Source organism: Luteolibacter sp., from assembly GCF_039920825.1.
Taxonomy (GTDB): Bacteria; Verrucomicrobiota; Verrucomicrobiia; order Verrucomicrobiales; family Akkermansiaceae; genus Luteolibacter.
Map to the genome: position 1 here is coordinate 129,039 of NZ_JBDSCX010000070.1, position 13,186 is coordinate 142,224.

15 protein-coding genes are annotated in these 13,186 nt (G+C 57.9%); 4 read left to right on the forward strand and 11 right to left on the reverse strand.

The features are described 5' to 3' along the window. Nucleotides 1-11: 11 nt before the first annotated feature. Nucleotides 12-1,292, reverse strand: coding sequence for a hypothetical protein (locus tag ABIQ96_RS20705; RefSeq protein ID WP_348216543.1), 1,281 nt, complete (start codon nucleotides 1,290-1,292; stop codon nucleotides 12-14). 95 nt (nucleotides 1,293-1,387) lie between these two features. Here ABIQ96_RS20705 and ABIQ96_RS20710 point away from each other — a divergent pair, with 95 nt between their 5' ends. Next, nucleotides 1,388-1,684 (forward strand): hypothetical protein, encoded by a 297-nt coding sequence (locus tag ABIQ96_RS20710; protein ID WP_348216544.1) that lies wholly within the window; start codon nucleotides 1,388-1,390, stop codon nucleotides 1,682-1,684. 122 nt (nucleotides 1,685-1,806) lie between these two features. On the opposite strand, the gene ABIQ96_RS20715 is transcribed toward ABIQ96_RS20710, so the two are convergent. From ABIQ96_RS20715 to ABIQ96_RS20740, 6 genes are all read right to left on the reverse strand, one after another. Further along, entirely contained in the window at nucleotides 1,807-2,202 is a 396-nt protein-coding gene (locus ABIQ96_RS20715; RefSeq protein ID WP_348216545.1) for a DUF3127 domain-containing protein, read from the reverse strand. A 53-nt stretch (nucleotides 2,203-2,255) separates the two neighbouring features. Beyond that, entirely contained in the window at nucleotides 2,256-2,633 is a 378-nt protein-coding gene (locus ABIQ96_RS20720; RefSeq protein WP_348216546.1) for a hypothetical protein, read from the reverse strand. A gap of 75 nt (nucleotides 2,634-2,708) precedes the next feature. Further along, nucleotides 2,709-3,338 carry an LUD domain-containing protein gene (locus ABIQ96_RS20725; protein WP_348216547.1) on the reverse strand — a complete coding sequence of 210 codons (630 nt, stop codon included), beginning with the start codon at nucleotides 3,336-3,338 and terminating at the stop codon, nucleotides 2,709-2,711. Between the two features lie 63 nt (nucleotides 3,339-3,401). Beyond that, nucleotides 3,402-3,794 carry a GxxExxY protein gene (locus tag ABIQ96_RS20730; RefSeq protein ID WP_348216548.1) on the reverse strand — a complete coding sequence of 131 codons (393 nt, stop codon included), beginning with the start codon at nucleotides 3,792-3,794 and terminating at the stop codon, nucleotides 3,402-3,404. 116 nt (nucleotides 3,795-3,910) lie between these two features. Beyond that, nucleotides 3,911-5,311, reverse strand: coding sequence for a lactate utilization protein B (locus ABIQ96_RS20735; RefSeq protein ID WP_348216549.1), 1,401 nt, complete (start codon nucleotides 5,309-5,311; stop codon nucleotides 3,911-3,913). Beyond that, entirely contained in the window at nucleotides 5,308-6,063 is a 756-nt protein-coding gene (locus ABIQ96_RS20740) for a (Fe-S)-binding protein (protein WP_348216550.1), read from the reverse strand. Before ABIQ96_RS20740 ends, ABIQ96_RS20735 begins: the two co-directional genes overlap by 4 nt. A gap of 282 nt (nucleotides 6,064-6,345) precedes the next feature. On the opposite strand from ABIQ96_RS20740, the gene ABIQ96_RS20745 reads away from it, so the two are divergent. Both ABIQ96_RS20745 and ABIQ96_RS20750 read left to right on the forward strand, forming a co-directional pair. Continuing rightward, the gene (locus ABIQ96_RS20745) at nucleotides 6,346-6,516 is read left to right on the forward strand and encodes a DUF1328 domain-containing protein (RefSeq protein ID WP_348216551.1); all 171 of its coding nucleotides are present in this window, start codon (nucleotides 6,346-6,348) and stop codon (nucleotides 6,514-6,516) included. Between the two features lie 290 nt (nucleotides 6,517-6,806). Next, on the forward strand, nucleotides 6,807-7,871 hold the full coding sequence (locus tag ABIQ96_RS20750) for a BON domain-containing protein (RefSeq protein ID WP_348216552.1): 1,065 nt from the start codon (nucleotides 6,807-6,809) through the stop codon (nucleotides 7,869-7,871). A 2-nt stretch (nucleotides 7,872-7,873) separates the two neighbouring features. On the opposite strand, the gene ABIQ96_RS20755 is transcribed toward ABIQ96_RS20750, so the two are convergent. The 3 genes from ABIQ96_RS20755 to ABIQ96_RS20765 are packed head-to-tail and all read right to left on the reverse strand — an operon-like array spanning nucleotide 7,874 to nucleotide 11,692. Beyond that, nucleotides 7,874-8,440 carry a response regulator gene (locus ABIQ96_RS20755; RefSeq protein WP_348216553.1) on the reverse strand — a complete coding sequence of 189 codons (567 nt, stop codon included), beginning with the start codon at nucleotides 8,438-8,440 and terminating at the stop codon, nucleotides 7,874-7,876. A gap of 43 nt (nucleotides 8,441-8,483) precedes the next feature. Next, nucleotides 8,484-10,301 (reverse strand): ATP-binding protein, encoded by a 1,818-nt coding sequence (locus ABIQ96_RS20760; RefSeq protein ID WP_348216554.1) that lies wholly within the window; start codon nucleotides 10,299-10,301, stop codon nucleotides 8,484-8,486. A gap of 17 nt (nucleotides 10,302-10,318) precedes the next feature. Continuing rightward, nucleotides 10,319-11,692 (reverse strand): sigma-54 dependent transcriptional regulator, encoded by a 1,374-nt coding sequence (locus ABIQ96_RS20765; RefSeq protein ID WP_348216555.1) that lies wholly within the window; start codon nucleotides 11,690-11,692, stop codon nucleotides 10,319-10,321. A gap of 276 nt (nucleotides 11,693-11,968) precedes the next feature. Here ABIQ96_RS20765 and ABIQ96_RS20770 point away from each other — a divergent pair, with 276 nt between their 5' ends. Continuing rightward, nucleotides 11,969-12,160, forward strand: a complete 192-nt coding sequence (locus tag ABIQ96_RS20770; RefSeq protein ID WP_348216556.1) for an entericidin A/B family lipoprotein — start codon at nucleotides 11,969-11,971, stop codon at nucleotides 12,158-12,160. Nucleotides 12,161-12,221: 61 nt separating this feature from the next. Here ABIQ96_RS20770 and ABIQ96_RS20775 read toward each other — a convergent pair whose 3' ends face one another. After that, nucleotides 12,222-13,136 (reverse strand): hypothetical protein, encoded by a 915-nt coding sequence (locus tag ABIQ96_RS20775; RefSeq protein ID WP_348216557.1) that lies wholly within the window; start codon nucleotides 13,134-13,136, stop codon nucleotides 12,222-12,224. Between the last annotated feature and the right edge of the window lie 50 nt (nucleotides 13,137-13,186).

Consider the following 13,186-nt stretch of genomic DNA (forward strand, 5'->3'; position numbering starts at 1 on the left):
GCAATCCATGATCAGCCGATCACGCACGGTACCAACACTCCGTCGCTCATGCCGTGGATCTTCTTTTTGTCCGCGGGAACGATGGTCGCCAGACAACCGCCGAATTTCGTCTGCCCGACGTCGTTCGTGAAGAAATACGGGCAAAGTCGCACCCGGCCCTGCATCATTTCGAGCGAGCCATCGTCGCGGAAAACCGGATGTTCGATCCGCCGGCCTTCGCGGAATTCCTGAAGGATCCATGGTTGTTCCGAAGATTGATCGAGTGCGGAGTGAAGCCGCTCGGACCATTCCGCCGCCGGCATGTCGTGGCCGATGAAAACTCCGCGCGAACCCCACGCGGTTTCATGGAAACCGCTGACCTTGAGCACGAGCTGGCGTTCCTTCTGGCTGAAATTCGCGACCTCTTCCCAGGAATGCGCGTTGATCCGTGGCAGCGCGGCATGCGGTGGCAGCGGCTCGGGATCGAGCACCCAGCCGAACGGCACCAGGGATCGCAAGCGTTTGAGGTGGCTGCCGCGCAGGGTTTGCTCCCAGACTTTTTTCAATGCGGGCGACCACAGCAGGGCCAGCCACAGCTTATCCTCCAGATGGGGTTTGAACGGCGGAGTGATCTTGATTTTCCCCACGGCCGCATCCTCGGCAAGATGCCTCACCGATGGCACGGATTCCCAATCGAACAGTTCGAAAAACCGATAGAGCGCCCGATCACCCGGTTGGTATTCCTCCGCGGATTTCACGTTCCAAGTCCCGCCGAGCTCAGCGGTCAACCATTCCATTTCGGGACGATAGTCCGCCGATTCCTCGGAAACCAACACCGTGCCGCCCTCGGGCATGAGTGATCGAAAACCATCGATCATCCCGTTCGGACCGCCGAGGACATCGAATCCGGCTTTCGAGTAAACCTGTGAAAGCCAAGCCGTCACTCCGATACCGCCTGGGACGCTGTCCAGTTCGGTCATGGAAAATCCTGTCTCCGTCAGAATCAAATCCGGCCGGATCACGCGGGGAAATTGCTCCGCCATGCCCGGTTCGCGTTGGAGCATGGCAAGCCAATCCGGTTTTCCCTCGTCGAGCAGTTCCGCCAGCCATTCCGGCAGTTTTCCTGCCGCGCTGCGTCGGTAGAGCGCGTCGCAGGCCTGCTGGAACCGGGCCAGCGGATGTCCCAGTGACATCATCTGCCGCGCTTCGGCCTGGGTCAGTTTCAGCGGCTCAGGCGACCAGCGCCACGCGCCGCCGCCAAACAACCCACCATCCGGCAATCCGTCGCGTAGTTCGGCTAGGCTCAATCCCATCTCGCGCCGAACTTCCACCCCATCCGTCCGAATGCCAAGAGATTCTTCTGGCTTGCACACCTTCGATTGCTCGGCCTCATTGGTAGCCGCCGACGATGCCTGAAGTTCTCAGCTACCTTTGCCCGTTTTGCGAACGCGAAGTCCGCGTCGGCGAACCGTGTCCGGGGTGTGCGAAAAAGGCGGTGAAGAAGGTTCGCAGCAAAAAATCCTGGGAGCAATCCACGTCGCTCGACGGTCTTGGTTTGCCCGACGACGATTTTGATTATGATGAATACTGCAAACGGGAATTCGGCAAAAGCCCGCACCGCCAGACCGGCCTCAAATGGTATTGGTGGGCGCTGGCCGTCGCGCTTCTCGCAGGAATGATCTGCGGCGCTTTAATGATCCGTTAGCTCTTCCCGATGGAGCGTGGACGCCTCGTCCACGAAGCCGATGCGCGAGCCAGCCAAGCGCGAAGCTCTTTGCTTCCGCTCGCCATCATCCGGGTTGGCCGGAGTCCAACCCTCCTTATTCGTTAGAACGGAACGTCGTCGAAATCATCCTCGTCCCGCAAATCGTTCATTGACGGCTCCGCGCTCGGTGACGCCGCAGCGCGTGGTGCTCCTTGAGCGGAACGGGATGGTCCGGCACCGGCATCGGAACCGCCGTCGGCGGGCTGGAGTTTCCAGCAGGAGAGATCCACGAAATATTTACCGTTATACTCGCGGCCACGGATGTCGAAGTTGACCTGCACGTCGTCGCCAGGCTTGAAGGAATCAAGCATGGCGCATTTTTCCTTCACCATATCGAACTTGATGTCCTGCGGATACTTGTCCGCAGCCGTGGTGACGACGAATTCACGTTTGGTGAAGCCGCTGGCGAAGGATTGCACTTCACCGATCATTTTGATTTTTCCGCTTGTCTCGTACATGCGCCCGAATGTTTCAGCCCGTGGCGGGATGTCAAACGTCCGGGTGGAAAAATTCAGCGGCTGGCGGACTCGGAAAGCACCGCCCCACGCGACCGGACCTTGCGCGGCTTGCTCTTGCTGCCACGTCCCGGAGTCATTCCGCGGCGCCCCATAAGGGACCTGCCCGCAATCCCTTCGTTTGGCCGGGACTCGGTGGATTTTCCGTCCACATCGTAATTTTCGTCCACTCGCTCGCCGTGGGCGGAGAAATCAGGCACAAGGATCGAATCCCGGATTTCACGGATCATCACCAGCACCCAAGCGATCACCGCGAACACCAACGCTCCCGCCACGATCCAGCCGGAGGAAATGGTCGTGCCGCTCAAAAGCACGTAGGCCAGCGAAAGTAAACCGACCCACACGAGGCACGCGGCCACAAGCAGTATCAGCACTTTGGAAGGCAGAAATGAGGTGATCAAGATCCATTAATTATCAACACTTTCGCTCTCTGCCAAGCATTCTTTGGATTACGCGATCGCGTAGGGGCACCCCCCCAATAGCGCGATTTGCTCACCCGGGCCGTGGACACCTTCGATGAGGATGCCTTCAACGTCTGCGGTTTTGGATGGGCCGGTGCACCAGATGATGTTCGGGCTGTCGCCGAATGCGGCGATGGCGTCCGGGATGGTGCGGTGGATTTCATTCCGCTCCACCACGGCGACATGGACCCACGGCGAAAGCGCGGCAAGACGGTGCGAGGTGCGGTCATCATCGAGGATGACGCTGCCGGACTCCGCGATGGCGCCGGTGGCTTGGGTGATGCCGAACTTATAGTCGTCGTAGCGGTTGCGGTCGTATTCGGTTTCCACCGTCAGCCCGGCGGCGGCGAGTTGGCTGCCGATGGAATCGTAGAGCGCGGGATCACAGTAGCCGTGAAGCTGGTTTCCCGTTTTGAGAAAATCGATCAGCTGGCCGATCGAAGTCATCGGCTTGCCGTTCACTGCGGAAAAGTTGCGGGCGAAAATTTCCCAGAGATCCGTGCCTTCGAGCTTCGGCGCGGAGTGGACGAGCGACATGTCGTATTTCGGATAGACAGCCTTGTCCTTGATGGCGGAGGTGGCGGACTCGATCTTGGCGAAAATGGCGGAGCGGGACATGGAGTGAATGCGAATTAAGATTTTACCACGGAGGGAAGGAGTGAAGAGGGAGGGAAGAGAGAGTTAGATCGGGTCTGGCTGGAAGCCGGGGCGGATGAGGCGGCGTTTGCCGAGTGGCCAAGTTTTAAAGTTGAGTAACAGACCGATATCGAGTCCAGTGATGGCGAGGTAGCCGATCATTTGGGCCTCATGGGCTGCGGTGAAACAAGCGACACATTTGGCATCCACGATGAGAGTATCTTCGACGACAAGGTCGGGGATGAGATTGCCGATGAGGCGGCCTTTGTATTTCGCCTGATAGATTGGCTGCTGTTTGAAGTGGATTTCCCGTTCGGTAAACTCGATGCAGAGCGCGCGTTCGTAGAGTTTTTCATCCAAGCCAGGGCGCAAATCCTGGTGTACCGCGATGGCTGCGGCAATGACTTTGCCGGTCAATTCCTGATGGGGCATTTCCATAAAAGTGATGGGATGGGATTCTTGACCACGGAGGGACGGAGTGAAGAGGGAGTGAAGAGAGGGTCTGATAAAATGAAATTCTCCGTGACCTCCTTCTCTTCTCCTTCCCTCCGTGGTCAATTCTTAGAGGTCTTGCGGTTTTTCAGCCATTTCCTGAAATCTCCCCCGTGCGATTCCGGCAGGGTGCGCTGGCCTAACCAGTCTTGGAGTGGCTTGATCGGCGCGACCTGGATGGGCAGGTGGTTCATGGCTTTCGACATGGTCATGGCGGTGCGCCAGAGCGAGGGCGAGGTGGCGAGGGTGGCGAAGGGCGACATCGGGATGGAGCCGGCGGAGGGGATTTCCTCGCGCTTCGCCTTGTCACGGAGGCGCAATAACAGATCGGGGATCGGGATGTCCACCGGGCAGACTTCATTGCACGCGCCGCAGAGGGACGAGGCTTTGGGAAGGTCCGCGAGTTCGGGGAAGCGGCTGCCGAAGAGGATGGGTGATAGAACCGCGCCGATTGGGCCGCCGTAAGTCGATCGGTAGGCGTGGCCGGATGCCTGCCGATAGACCGGACAGACGTTCTGACAGGCGCCGCAACGGATGCAGCGGAGGATTTCCTTGCAGTTCGATGCGAGCACATCGGTGCGGCCGTTGTCCATGAAGACGACGTGCATGTGCTCCGGTCCGTCCGGTTGATTGGCGGAGCGCGGTCCGTTGATGAACTCAGTGTAAACAGTGAGCTGCTGTCCGGTGGCCGAGCGGCCTAACAAATTCAGGAAAACCGCGAGATCCTTTTCCTCCGGGATGATTTTCTCGATGCCAACGAGCGCGATATGCACCGGCACCGGAGCCATGCCGAAGCGCGAGTTGCCCTCGTTCGTTGCGAGGATCAGGCGACCGGTGTCTGAACAGACGAAATTCGCGCCGGTGATGACGGCTTGCGCTTCCATGTATTTTTTCCGGAAATGGACCCGCGCGCGGCGGGTGATGGTTTCCGGGTCGTCGTTGTAATCGCCGGCGACTCCTTCACGGAGAAATGTCTTGGCGATTTCCCGGCGGTTCTTGTGGATGATCGGCTTGACGATGTGCGAAGGCTCGTCGCCGTCGAGCTGGATGATGAATTCGCCGAGGTCGGATTCCAGACATTCGACACCATTTTCTATCAGGAATGGGTTGAGGTGGATCTCCTCGGCCGCCATCGATTTCGATTTCGTCAGTTGCTTGACGCCGTGGCCGCGCAGGATGGAAAGGATTGTCTGGCGCGCATCCTCGTCGGTGGAGGCGTAGTGGACGTTGACGCCGCGGTCGGTTAGTGATTTCTCCGCCTTCGCGAGATAGTCACCGAGGTGATGGAGCGTGTGGTCCTTAATGGAAGCCGCGAGTTCCCGCAAGGCGTCGGGATCCGGATAGTCCTTGTGGAGGACGTAGTAGCGCTTGTCCGTGCCGGCGGAGGAGCCGTCGATGACCGAGTGCTGCTTCTCGTCGGAAATATCTCGAGCGTATTGATCGATGGGTTGGATGCCGATCATGATGGGAGTGAATTTCTGAGAATTTGGATCGCGTGAAGGTGCTCGATCGGACGGCCTTGGGTAATGGCGAGACCGGTGAGGTGCATCAGGCAGGACATGTCGCCGCTGACGAGGATGTCGGGGTTGGTTTCGAGAATGTGGTCGAGTTTCAGCGATCCCATCCGGCCGGAAATGTGCGGGAAGGTGACCGAAAACGTCCCGCCGAATCCGCAGCATTGCTCGGCTTGGCCGAAGGGGGAAACGACCGCATTTTCGATGGATTCGAGCAACTTAAGCGTGGCCTCCCCGCTGCCGGTGCCACGGCTGTGGCAGGAGCGATGGAAGGCGATCCGGGTCGGGTTTGCGAATTTTCCCGGCCATTTTTTGATGCCGAGACCGTTGAAAATGAAATCCATGACTTCCCACGTCCGACGGGCGAGCGAGTCAATGGACGCATCCGGGTTTTCCTCAAACTGTAGAGGATTTCCGTGGAAATTCATCGCCGCACACGAACCCGAAGGAACGATGACCGGAAGTTCTCTGGAGAAAACCGAAGCCGTGTGGCGGGCGACTTTGCGGGATGCCACCCAGTCGCCGGAGTTGAATGCGGGTTGCCCGCAGCAGGTCTGGTTGTCGGGGAATTCCACGGTGACGCCGAGGTGCTCGAGGACCTCGACGGTGGCTTTGGCGACATCGTCGTAGAAAGCATCGCAAAGGCAGGTGCCCATGAGGAGAACGCGTTTGTCAGTGGGGCGCTGGAGTTGGCTGGCCATGAAAAGATGGGTGTTTGATGCCTCCGAAGGCACGGCTTGAAACCTAGTAATCCCGCGGGAAAGGACAACCGGAATATGGCTCAAATCGACTTACCTCAATGAACAGGGAGGGCGTGCAAAGTGAGCCCTGTCGCGTGCAGATTCCGTTGAACTTGAATTGGGATTGTCACTAACAAAATAGGGTGGCGTGTTGGATTTCATTAAAAACCAGTGATTTAACGGGCGATGGACCGTGTTGGCCGGCTTCCTGCAAAGTTGAAAACGCAACAACCTCATTTTCTCATGCTCAACTGGACCCTCACATTTCTCGTCTTGGCGCTGATCGCCGGTTTGCTCGGTTTCACGAGTATCGCCGGAGCTGCCGCCAGTATTGCCCAAATTCTTTTCTTCGCTTTCGTGATTCTTTTATTGGTCTCTGCCTTGAGCAGCGCCCTTCGCGGAAGAACCCATTGAAAAATCATTATCCCCTTTCTTCACCTGATTTCAGGTGATCGCTAAATAGGGCAGGCGGACCGGGGGGCACGCCTGCCCTTGTTTTTTTCCCGAAATAGCGGACTATTACAAATTGCAAGTTGCACGGAGATGGTTGCGTGAAGCTCATGAAAATTTCCCGGCAGCCGTTGCCCGAATTCATCATCGAATTTGTAACCCATTCATAACGAATATGAAAAACCGCCAAAATCGATTTTGGCACTGCGTTTGCGACAGAACATCATCGTCAGGAATCCAGCCCATCCGAAACCATGAAGCCAAACCAACTCAATCGGAACCACCATCGATTGATCGTTTTCACGGTCACCACGCTGGGTGCGTCCACTTTGCTGTTCGCTTCCCCGCAGCTTGCTCCTAGAGGGGATTCGGAGATTGCGGAGTTCATTCAAATGGACGCCAACCAGGACAAGCAGCTGGATGGAGCCCGCATCCACGTCCGCATCAAGGACGGCATGGCTTTTCTCACCGGCACCGCCGATTCACTGGCACAGGCCGAACGCGCCACTGCCCGGGCTGTCGCAAGTGTCGGCGTGCGGGCGGTCGTGAATCAAATCCAGATCAACCCACAACCTCCGGCTGAAATTCTACGTGCCGCCAAGTCGGCCCTTGATGGGCAAAAAATGATCGTTGCGGACAAGATCAGGGTTTCCATCTCCGGTCACCGGCTGTCGCTGGTCGGCAGCGTGGGTAATTGGAGCGACCGGGACTTCGCCACGGAAATCGTTTCCAAAGTGCGGGGAGCCGTGGCGGTGGACAATGAACTAACCGTTACGAGCCAGGCAACGGCCGGTGATTCGCAAATCGCGGAACAGCTCCGCTTCATGATCCGCCGCGATCCGCTCTGCGAGGGACTGGACCTCACGGTTGAGGTGAAATCCGGAATTGTCAGGATCAGCGGCGAGGTGGGAAGTTTCGGTGAAATCGACCGTTTGGTGCGCCGGAGTCGTTTGCCGGGTGTTACCGAAGTCCGGGTTTCCCGCCTCAGCGTCAATCGCGATCTCGCCATGGAGGGAGTTGCGGACAAAAATTATTCAGAAGGTGAATCCATTGCCGCTCTCCGCGATGCCCTCGATGGGGACGCCAGAATCCATGCGGGATCGATCAATGTCGCCATGGACGGCAATACGGTCACTCTAACCGGAAGCGTCGCGCGGCTCGAGGAAAGTGATGCGGCGGGGTTCACTGCCCGCGGAATCCCCGGAGTATTACGCGTCGTGAATCAACTTGATGTTGTTAGGGGCGCGGATGCGTCTGGCAGTGCGGAGGAATTCAAAGTGGCTTCCCCACCGCTGGTGATGCCTCCCGTGAGAAACTGATTTCAACCCGCCGTCGGTGAATTGAACGCGAGAATAGATAGATTGATTCCAACCGATTTTTCCAGATGAAACGTGTCGTCCGCCGTATCCGCATCCCGGATCGATTTCAACAGGCTAAGCCAATGCGCGGCTTGTCTGCTGGGCGAGTCCTGGTTTTCAAGGAGGAGAATGGCCTCCGCGTAATTTCCACTTCTGGCCGCCTTCATCGCCTGCGGGAGCGGGCGGTTTTCCGGACGAATGACGAAATCGATTACTTGCCGGAGATCCACCGGGCGCACCGGCTTGAGCAGGAAATCAACCACGCCGCGACGGATGGCTCGCAACGCGGCACTTGGGTGAAGCGCGGCGCTGCACAGGATGATGGGCATCATATCGCCGTTGCTCCGCAGCGCCTCGATGACGCCGATCCCGTCGAGGTCGGGCATCCGAAGATCGAGAATCATGACGTCGAAAGTGGTGGCCGCGATTCGATCCAGCGCGATTCGCCCGGTGGCCGCGGTTTCCACCATCGTCGTCCTGCTGGAGAGGGCGTAGGCAAATCCCAGCCTCAGGGTCGGCTCGTCATCCACGACGAGGATCCTCAGCTTTCCGTCCTCCCGGACATCTCGGCTTTCATGCGACGGGCACATCGATGTAAAATTCCGTTAGATCATCCTTTCGTTCGAGCAGGCCGATGCGGCCTTCGTGGGCGCGCATGATTTCCCGGGAAATGAAGAGTCCGAGACCGACGCCGTCCACCTCCTGGCCGGGTGCCCGATAGAAGCGCTCGAAGATGCGGCTCTGGCTGCCTTCCGGTACGCCCGGCCCCTGGTCGATGACCGAGACGCGAAGGTAATCCACATCCGGCTGGGAGATCCGCAAGGTGACGGTTCCTCCATGGGGGCTGTGTTTGACGGCGTTCGAGACAAGGTTGTTGAGGACCTCGTCCAACCGGATAGGGTCGGCGAGGATTTCGGTCGAGACATGGGCCGGAATCTCAACTTTGATGGAGATTTCACGGTTGGATGCCGCACCCGAATAGAGTTGGGCCGCCCGTTTGATGGTGTCTTCCAAAGCGATGGGAACGCATTCGAGATGGGTGGCACCGGTTTCCGCGCGCGAGAGATCGAGCAAAGCGTTGAGGGTGACGAGCAGGCGCTCGCAGTCCTCGTTGGCGGAGGTGACCATCACACGCTGCATCTCGTCGAGTTTGTTGGACCTCTCTTCCAGCAATAGATGGAGGACCATGCGAATGCCGGTCAGCGGGGTCTTGATCTCGTGGCTGACCGTCGAAAGAAGATTGGTCTTCATGTCATCGAGCCAGCGGATCCGGCTCACGTTGTGAAGCAGGACGGCCCAGCCGGATTGCATGGAATTCTCGGAATCGTAGCGGAAAATGCGGGGCAGATAGTAATATTCCTGTTCCTCGATGCGGAAGAGAAGTGCCTCGCGCGGGTCTTCGGGTAGGAAATGGGCCGAGGTTTCGCGGCATTCCTCCAGGATACGCTGGATCTTCAACGGCAGGCGGCCGCTCACCCCGAGTTTTTCGGTTAGCGCCTCCGCCGCCGGGTTGATCTGGATGATGCCGGTGTCGTCGCCGAGTACGAAGACAGGAGACGGGATGGCGTGGAGGATGGCGCCGTTGACGAGGTTTGCCCGCTTCAGGTTTTCGTCGCTTTCACCGCGCCGGATTTTCAATTCGAGCGCCATGTCGTTGAATGCCGTAATGACTTTTGAAAATTCGCTGCCTTGGCTCGGTTGAGGCAGAGTGAGTTCGAAATTCCCCTTGCGGATCTCGTCGATGGATCGCTCCAGCGTGGAAACCGGATCCACCAGATGCCGGACGAGCTGGAAGTAGATGATGACGGCGATGGAGGTTCCTAACAAAACCAGCGTGCCGACGAAAAGGGTGTTCTTGCCGGAGTCCTCGCCGAGTTTGCCGGCTCCGGAAAACATTTTTTCCTCACCGAGGGTCATCACGTTTTCGGTGAGGTCGATGAGCCGCTGGGTCTGGATGCTGGCGGACTGGAGGAGTTTCTCGCGGTCTTCCCGGGTGACGGCGGATCCCTCGAAATAGTGGTCGTAGACCTCGAAATAGCTGGCGAAAACCTGGTCGAGGCGGTCGATCACGCTTTCCCACCGGGCGTCCTTGCTGATGCTCATGTGGATGACCTCCAGCTTGTCCTCGAGTTCCTTCCGGGTTTTGTCATACAAGGCCCGGTCCGGTGCTTGGGCGGGCGGGGGGCCGGCCAGTGACGGGAGATAGGTGGTGTTGATGGTGGTGTTCAGCGTGCGCACGGTTTGCGCGGCGTCGATGACCTGATAGTCCATCCTCAACTGGTGGTCGAAGCGTTTCACCGAGTCACGCATCAACAGCAACGCCGCGGCTCCGACACTCCAGAGAAGGAGGATGATCGTGAGCAATCCGTAAAATAGCCGCAGGCGGAGCATGGGGAGGTGGGGGATGGTCAGTTGATACCGAACCTCTTCCTTTTCCGATAGAGAGTCGCCTTGTCGATCCCCAGAACCGCCGCCGCGTCGTGAAGGGATGGAGCCCAGCCAAGGACTTTGGTAAGGTGGGCCTGTTCGATCTCGTCGAGACTGTGCTCGCCGCCGATTCCGGGGAGCCCCGATTTCTGGTCTTCCGCAGTTGCGGGAAGCGGCACCGGCCGTGGCAGGTCTTCAGCCTCCACCTTCATGCCTTGGCAGAGGATGGCGGCCCGCTCGATGGCGTTGCGGAGTTCGCGGAGATTTCCCGGCCAGGGATGACGCATCAAGGCGCTGCGTCCGCTGTCACTGAATCCTTCGATCTTGCGGCCGAGTTGCGCGGAAAAGAAATCCAGATAATCCTTCGCGAAGCGCGAGAGATCCGCGGGGCGGTCGCGCAACGGGGGAACCGTCACGCTGATGACATTGAGCCGATAATAAAGATCTTCCCGGAATTCGCCGGCCTGAATGCTGGTCCTGAGGTCTCTGTTAGTCGCGGCGATGACCCGGACGTTCACCTCGCGGACCTTGTTCTCGCCCAGTCGTTCGTATTCCCGTTCCTGAAGCAGCCGGAGGAGTTTCGGCTGGATTTCCATGGGGAGTTCGCCGATTTCATCGAGAAACAGCGTGCCGCCGTCGGCCGCGTAAACCTTTCCCCAGGTGTCTTTGACCGCCCCCGTGAAGGAGCCTTTCATGTGACCGAAGAGGGCGCTTTCCAGCAGTTCCTTGGAAAGGCTCGGGCAGCTCACCGTGACGAACGGCTTGTCCCGCAGGTGGCTGCGGTCGTGGATCTCCTTGGCGATGACGCTCTTGCCGGTGCCGCTTTCGCCGAGGATGAGCATTGAGGCCGAGGTTGCTGCAGCCCGGAACAAGATGTCGAATTGCTCCCGCGTTTTCTCGTCCTCCGAGGAAAAACGAAGCGGAGGTGATGAGTGCCGGACCTCGCTCTTAAGTTCCTGCACCACCTCCTTCAACTGGATCACCTCGCCTTGCGTCCGCAGGGCCTTCTGCGCCTTGATCAGAATCGTGCGCAATTGATCGGGGGTGAACGGCTTTTCCAGATAGTCGAACGCTCCGAGTTGGGTCGCCTTGACCGCCGTCGCGATGGAGGCGTGCGCCGTGAAAATGGTCACCAATTGCTGGGGCTTCATCGCCACAATTTTTTGGAGAATTTCCAGCCCATCCTCATCGCCAAGGCGGAGGTCCAGAAAAACGAGGTCGAAGTTTTCCTCCTTGATGCGTTTTAACGCCAAGGTGCCGTCCTCGGCAGTTTCCACGTAGTGGCCTTCCCCTTCCAACGCGAGCGAGGTGGTGAGGCGAATCGATTTTTCGTCGTCAACGATAAGAATGTCCATGCGGGTGATTTTCTAAGGTTTTGCCTACTTCATATCATTCCACGTGCCGCAACGCTTCCAATGGCTAATTGACTCAAAATGAGGGCCTTGAGCAATCACTTGCCCGCCACGGATGATTGCAAATCGTGCAAAGTGCCATTATATTGCTCCGTTTCGTGCAACATGCAACAAAACTCTCTAAAAAATCAGGCGGCTAACGATGATGAAATGGACTGAAAATGAATGGATTACGGCATTTTTCTAACTTGGCGTAAGGCTTGCGAATACAGTTTTGCCATGAATCCTATCCTTATATCCCAAACCAATTGTCAGACTTCCAAAAAGTCATCGCTCCGCCGCTTCGCCCTTACCGCCGGAGCCGCACTTTTCGTCATCGCGGGAGCATCCAGCTCGTGCAGCACGGCCAAGGGTTTCGGCCAAGATGTCGAGAAAACCGGAGATAAAATTCAGGACGCCGCGACCCGCTAACATCGGCTCCGTCAATCACGCCGTTGGAAAAGTGCTCAAGTGCTTTGCCAACGGCGTTTTTTTAGTCCATCCGCAGCGGTTGCTGGATCGCCACCGTGGTGGAGGCGACGTTGGTCCATTTGCGGCCCACCCGCTGCATGGCGCTAAGACTAAGGCGGCCGTTATCGCAATCCGGGCATTTGCGCTTGTCCAACTGGAGAGTGGCTTTCACGCCGAAACGCACCTGCTCGCCCATTCCAGCGAATGAATCGATGGCCTGTTGGTAATTTTGCTCACGGATCAATCCGGACAGTGACTCGAACGCCGCCTGCATCTGCGCCGGGTCTTTCCATTTCTTCTTACAGGACTTTTTCTCGCTCAGGTATTTCGCGCACGCATCGCAGTAGGGCACACTGACCAGCAGGCCATAAACAGCGAACCCGCCGAACGAGAAGCCTGCAATTTGCAACGCCGCGATGCCCCAGCCCCATTTGCCGAGTTCCATGCCGGGATCGCTGTCGCCGGAATGGGAACTCTTGTAGGTCATGTGCTCCGTGACCTGCACGAGGTAGTCCGGATAGGTCATCAGTCGGGAAACCGAAATGCCGTCCACCTTGTCGTTGCTGTAATGAAAATGATGGATTGCGAAGAAGGTGGTGAGTGAAACCAGAACGATGTTGAACAACAGCCAGCGGTTGGGGCGGTGGTTGAAGACCCGGGCTCCGATCCAGTAGCCGGTGGCCGCCACGAAACCACAGAGGATCGCTCCCACGGGAATGACAAAATTCGCCATCCAAGTATAAACCGCGAAGTCCCAGTGGGTGGACATCCACCAGGAAAGCCACGCCACTGCGGTGCTGGTGGCGAATCCGAAAGCCGTCACGACGGCATCCTCGACGAACGTCGGTTTGCCCGTGCGTTTCTTGTCGCCGGGATCAGGCGCGGCGCTGGAATTCTCTGGCGATGACGGGTCGGCAATCGGCTGGGACGGATCCATTTTGATAGGACAAACCATCGCCGGAAATCAGGGCGTGTGTCGAGTCGCAA

Excerpts from the sequence above, each read along its gene's own strand:
- ABIQ96_RS20735 (WP_348216549.1), bottom strand. The coding sequence starts at position 5,311 with ATGATCGGCATCCAACCCATCGATCAATACGCTCGAGATATTTCCGAC.
- ABIQ96_RS20775 (WP_348216557.1), bottom strand. The coding sequence starts at position 13,136 with ATGGATCCGTCCCAGCCGATTGCCGACCCGTCATCGCCAGAGAATTCC.
- ABIQ96_RS20770 (WP_348216556.1), top strand. The coding sequence starts at position 11,969 with ATGAATCCTATCCTTATATCCCAAACCAATTGTCAGACTTCCAAAAAG.
- ABIQ96_RS20715 (WP_348216545.1), bottom strand. The coding sequence starts at position 2,202 with ATGTACGAGACAAGCGGAAAAATCAAAATGATCGGTGAAGTGCAATCC.
- ABIQ96_RS20725 (WP_348216547.1), bottom strand. The coding sequence starts at position 3,338 with ATGTCCCGCTCCGCCATTTTCGCCAAGATCGAGTCCGCCACCTCCGCC.
- ABIQ96_RS20710 (WP_348216544.1), top strand. The coding sequence starts at position 1,388 with ATGCCTGAAGTTCTCAGCTACCTTTGCCCGTTTTGCGAACGCGAAGTC.
- ABIQ96_RS20730 (WP_348216548.1), bottom strand. The coding sequence starts at position 3,794 with ATGGAAATGCCCCATCAGGAATTGACCGGCAAAGTCATTGCCGCAGCC.
- ABIQ96_RS20740 (WP_348216550.1), bottom strand. The coding sequence starts at position 6,063 with ATGGCCAGCCAACTCCAGCGCCCCACTGACAAACGCGTTCTCCTCATG.
- ABIQ96_RS20765 (WP_348216555.1), bottom strand. The coding sequence starts at position 11,692 with ATGGACATTCTTATCGTTGACGACGAAAAATCGATTCGCCTCACCACC.
- ABIQ96_RS20760 (WP_348216554.1), bottom strand. The coding sequence starts at position 10,301 with ATGCTCCGCCTGCGGCTATTTTACGGATTGCTCACGATCATCCTCCTT.
- ABIQ96_RS20745 (WP_348216551.1), top strand. The coding sequence starts at position 6,346 with ATGCTCAACTGGACCCTCACATTTCTCGTCTTGGCGCTGATCGCCGGT.
- ABIQ96_RS20750 (WP_348216552.1), top strand. The coding sequence starts at position 6,807 with ATGAAGCCAAACCAACTCAATCGGAACCACCATCGATTGATCGTTTTC.
- ABIQ96_RS20705 (WP_348216543.1), bottom strand. The coding sequence starts at position 1,292 with ATGGGATTGAGCCTAGCCGAACTACGCGACGGATTGCCGGATGGTGGG.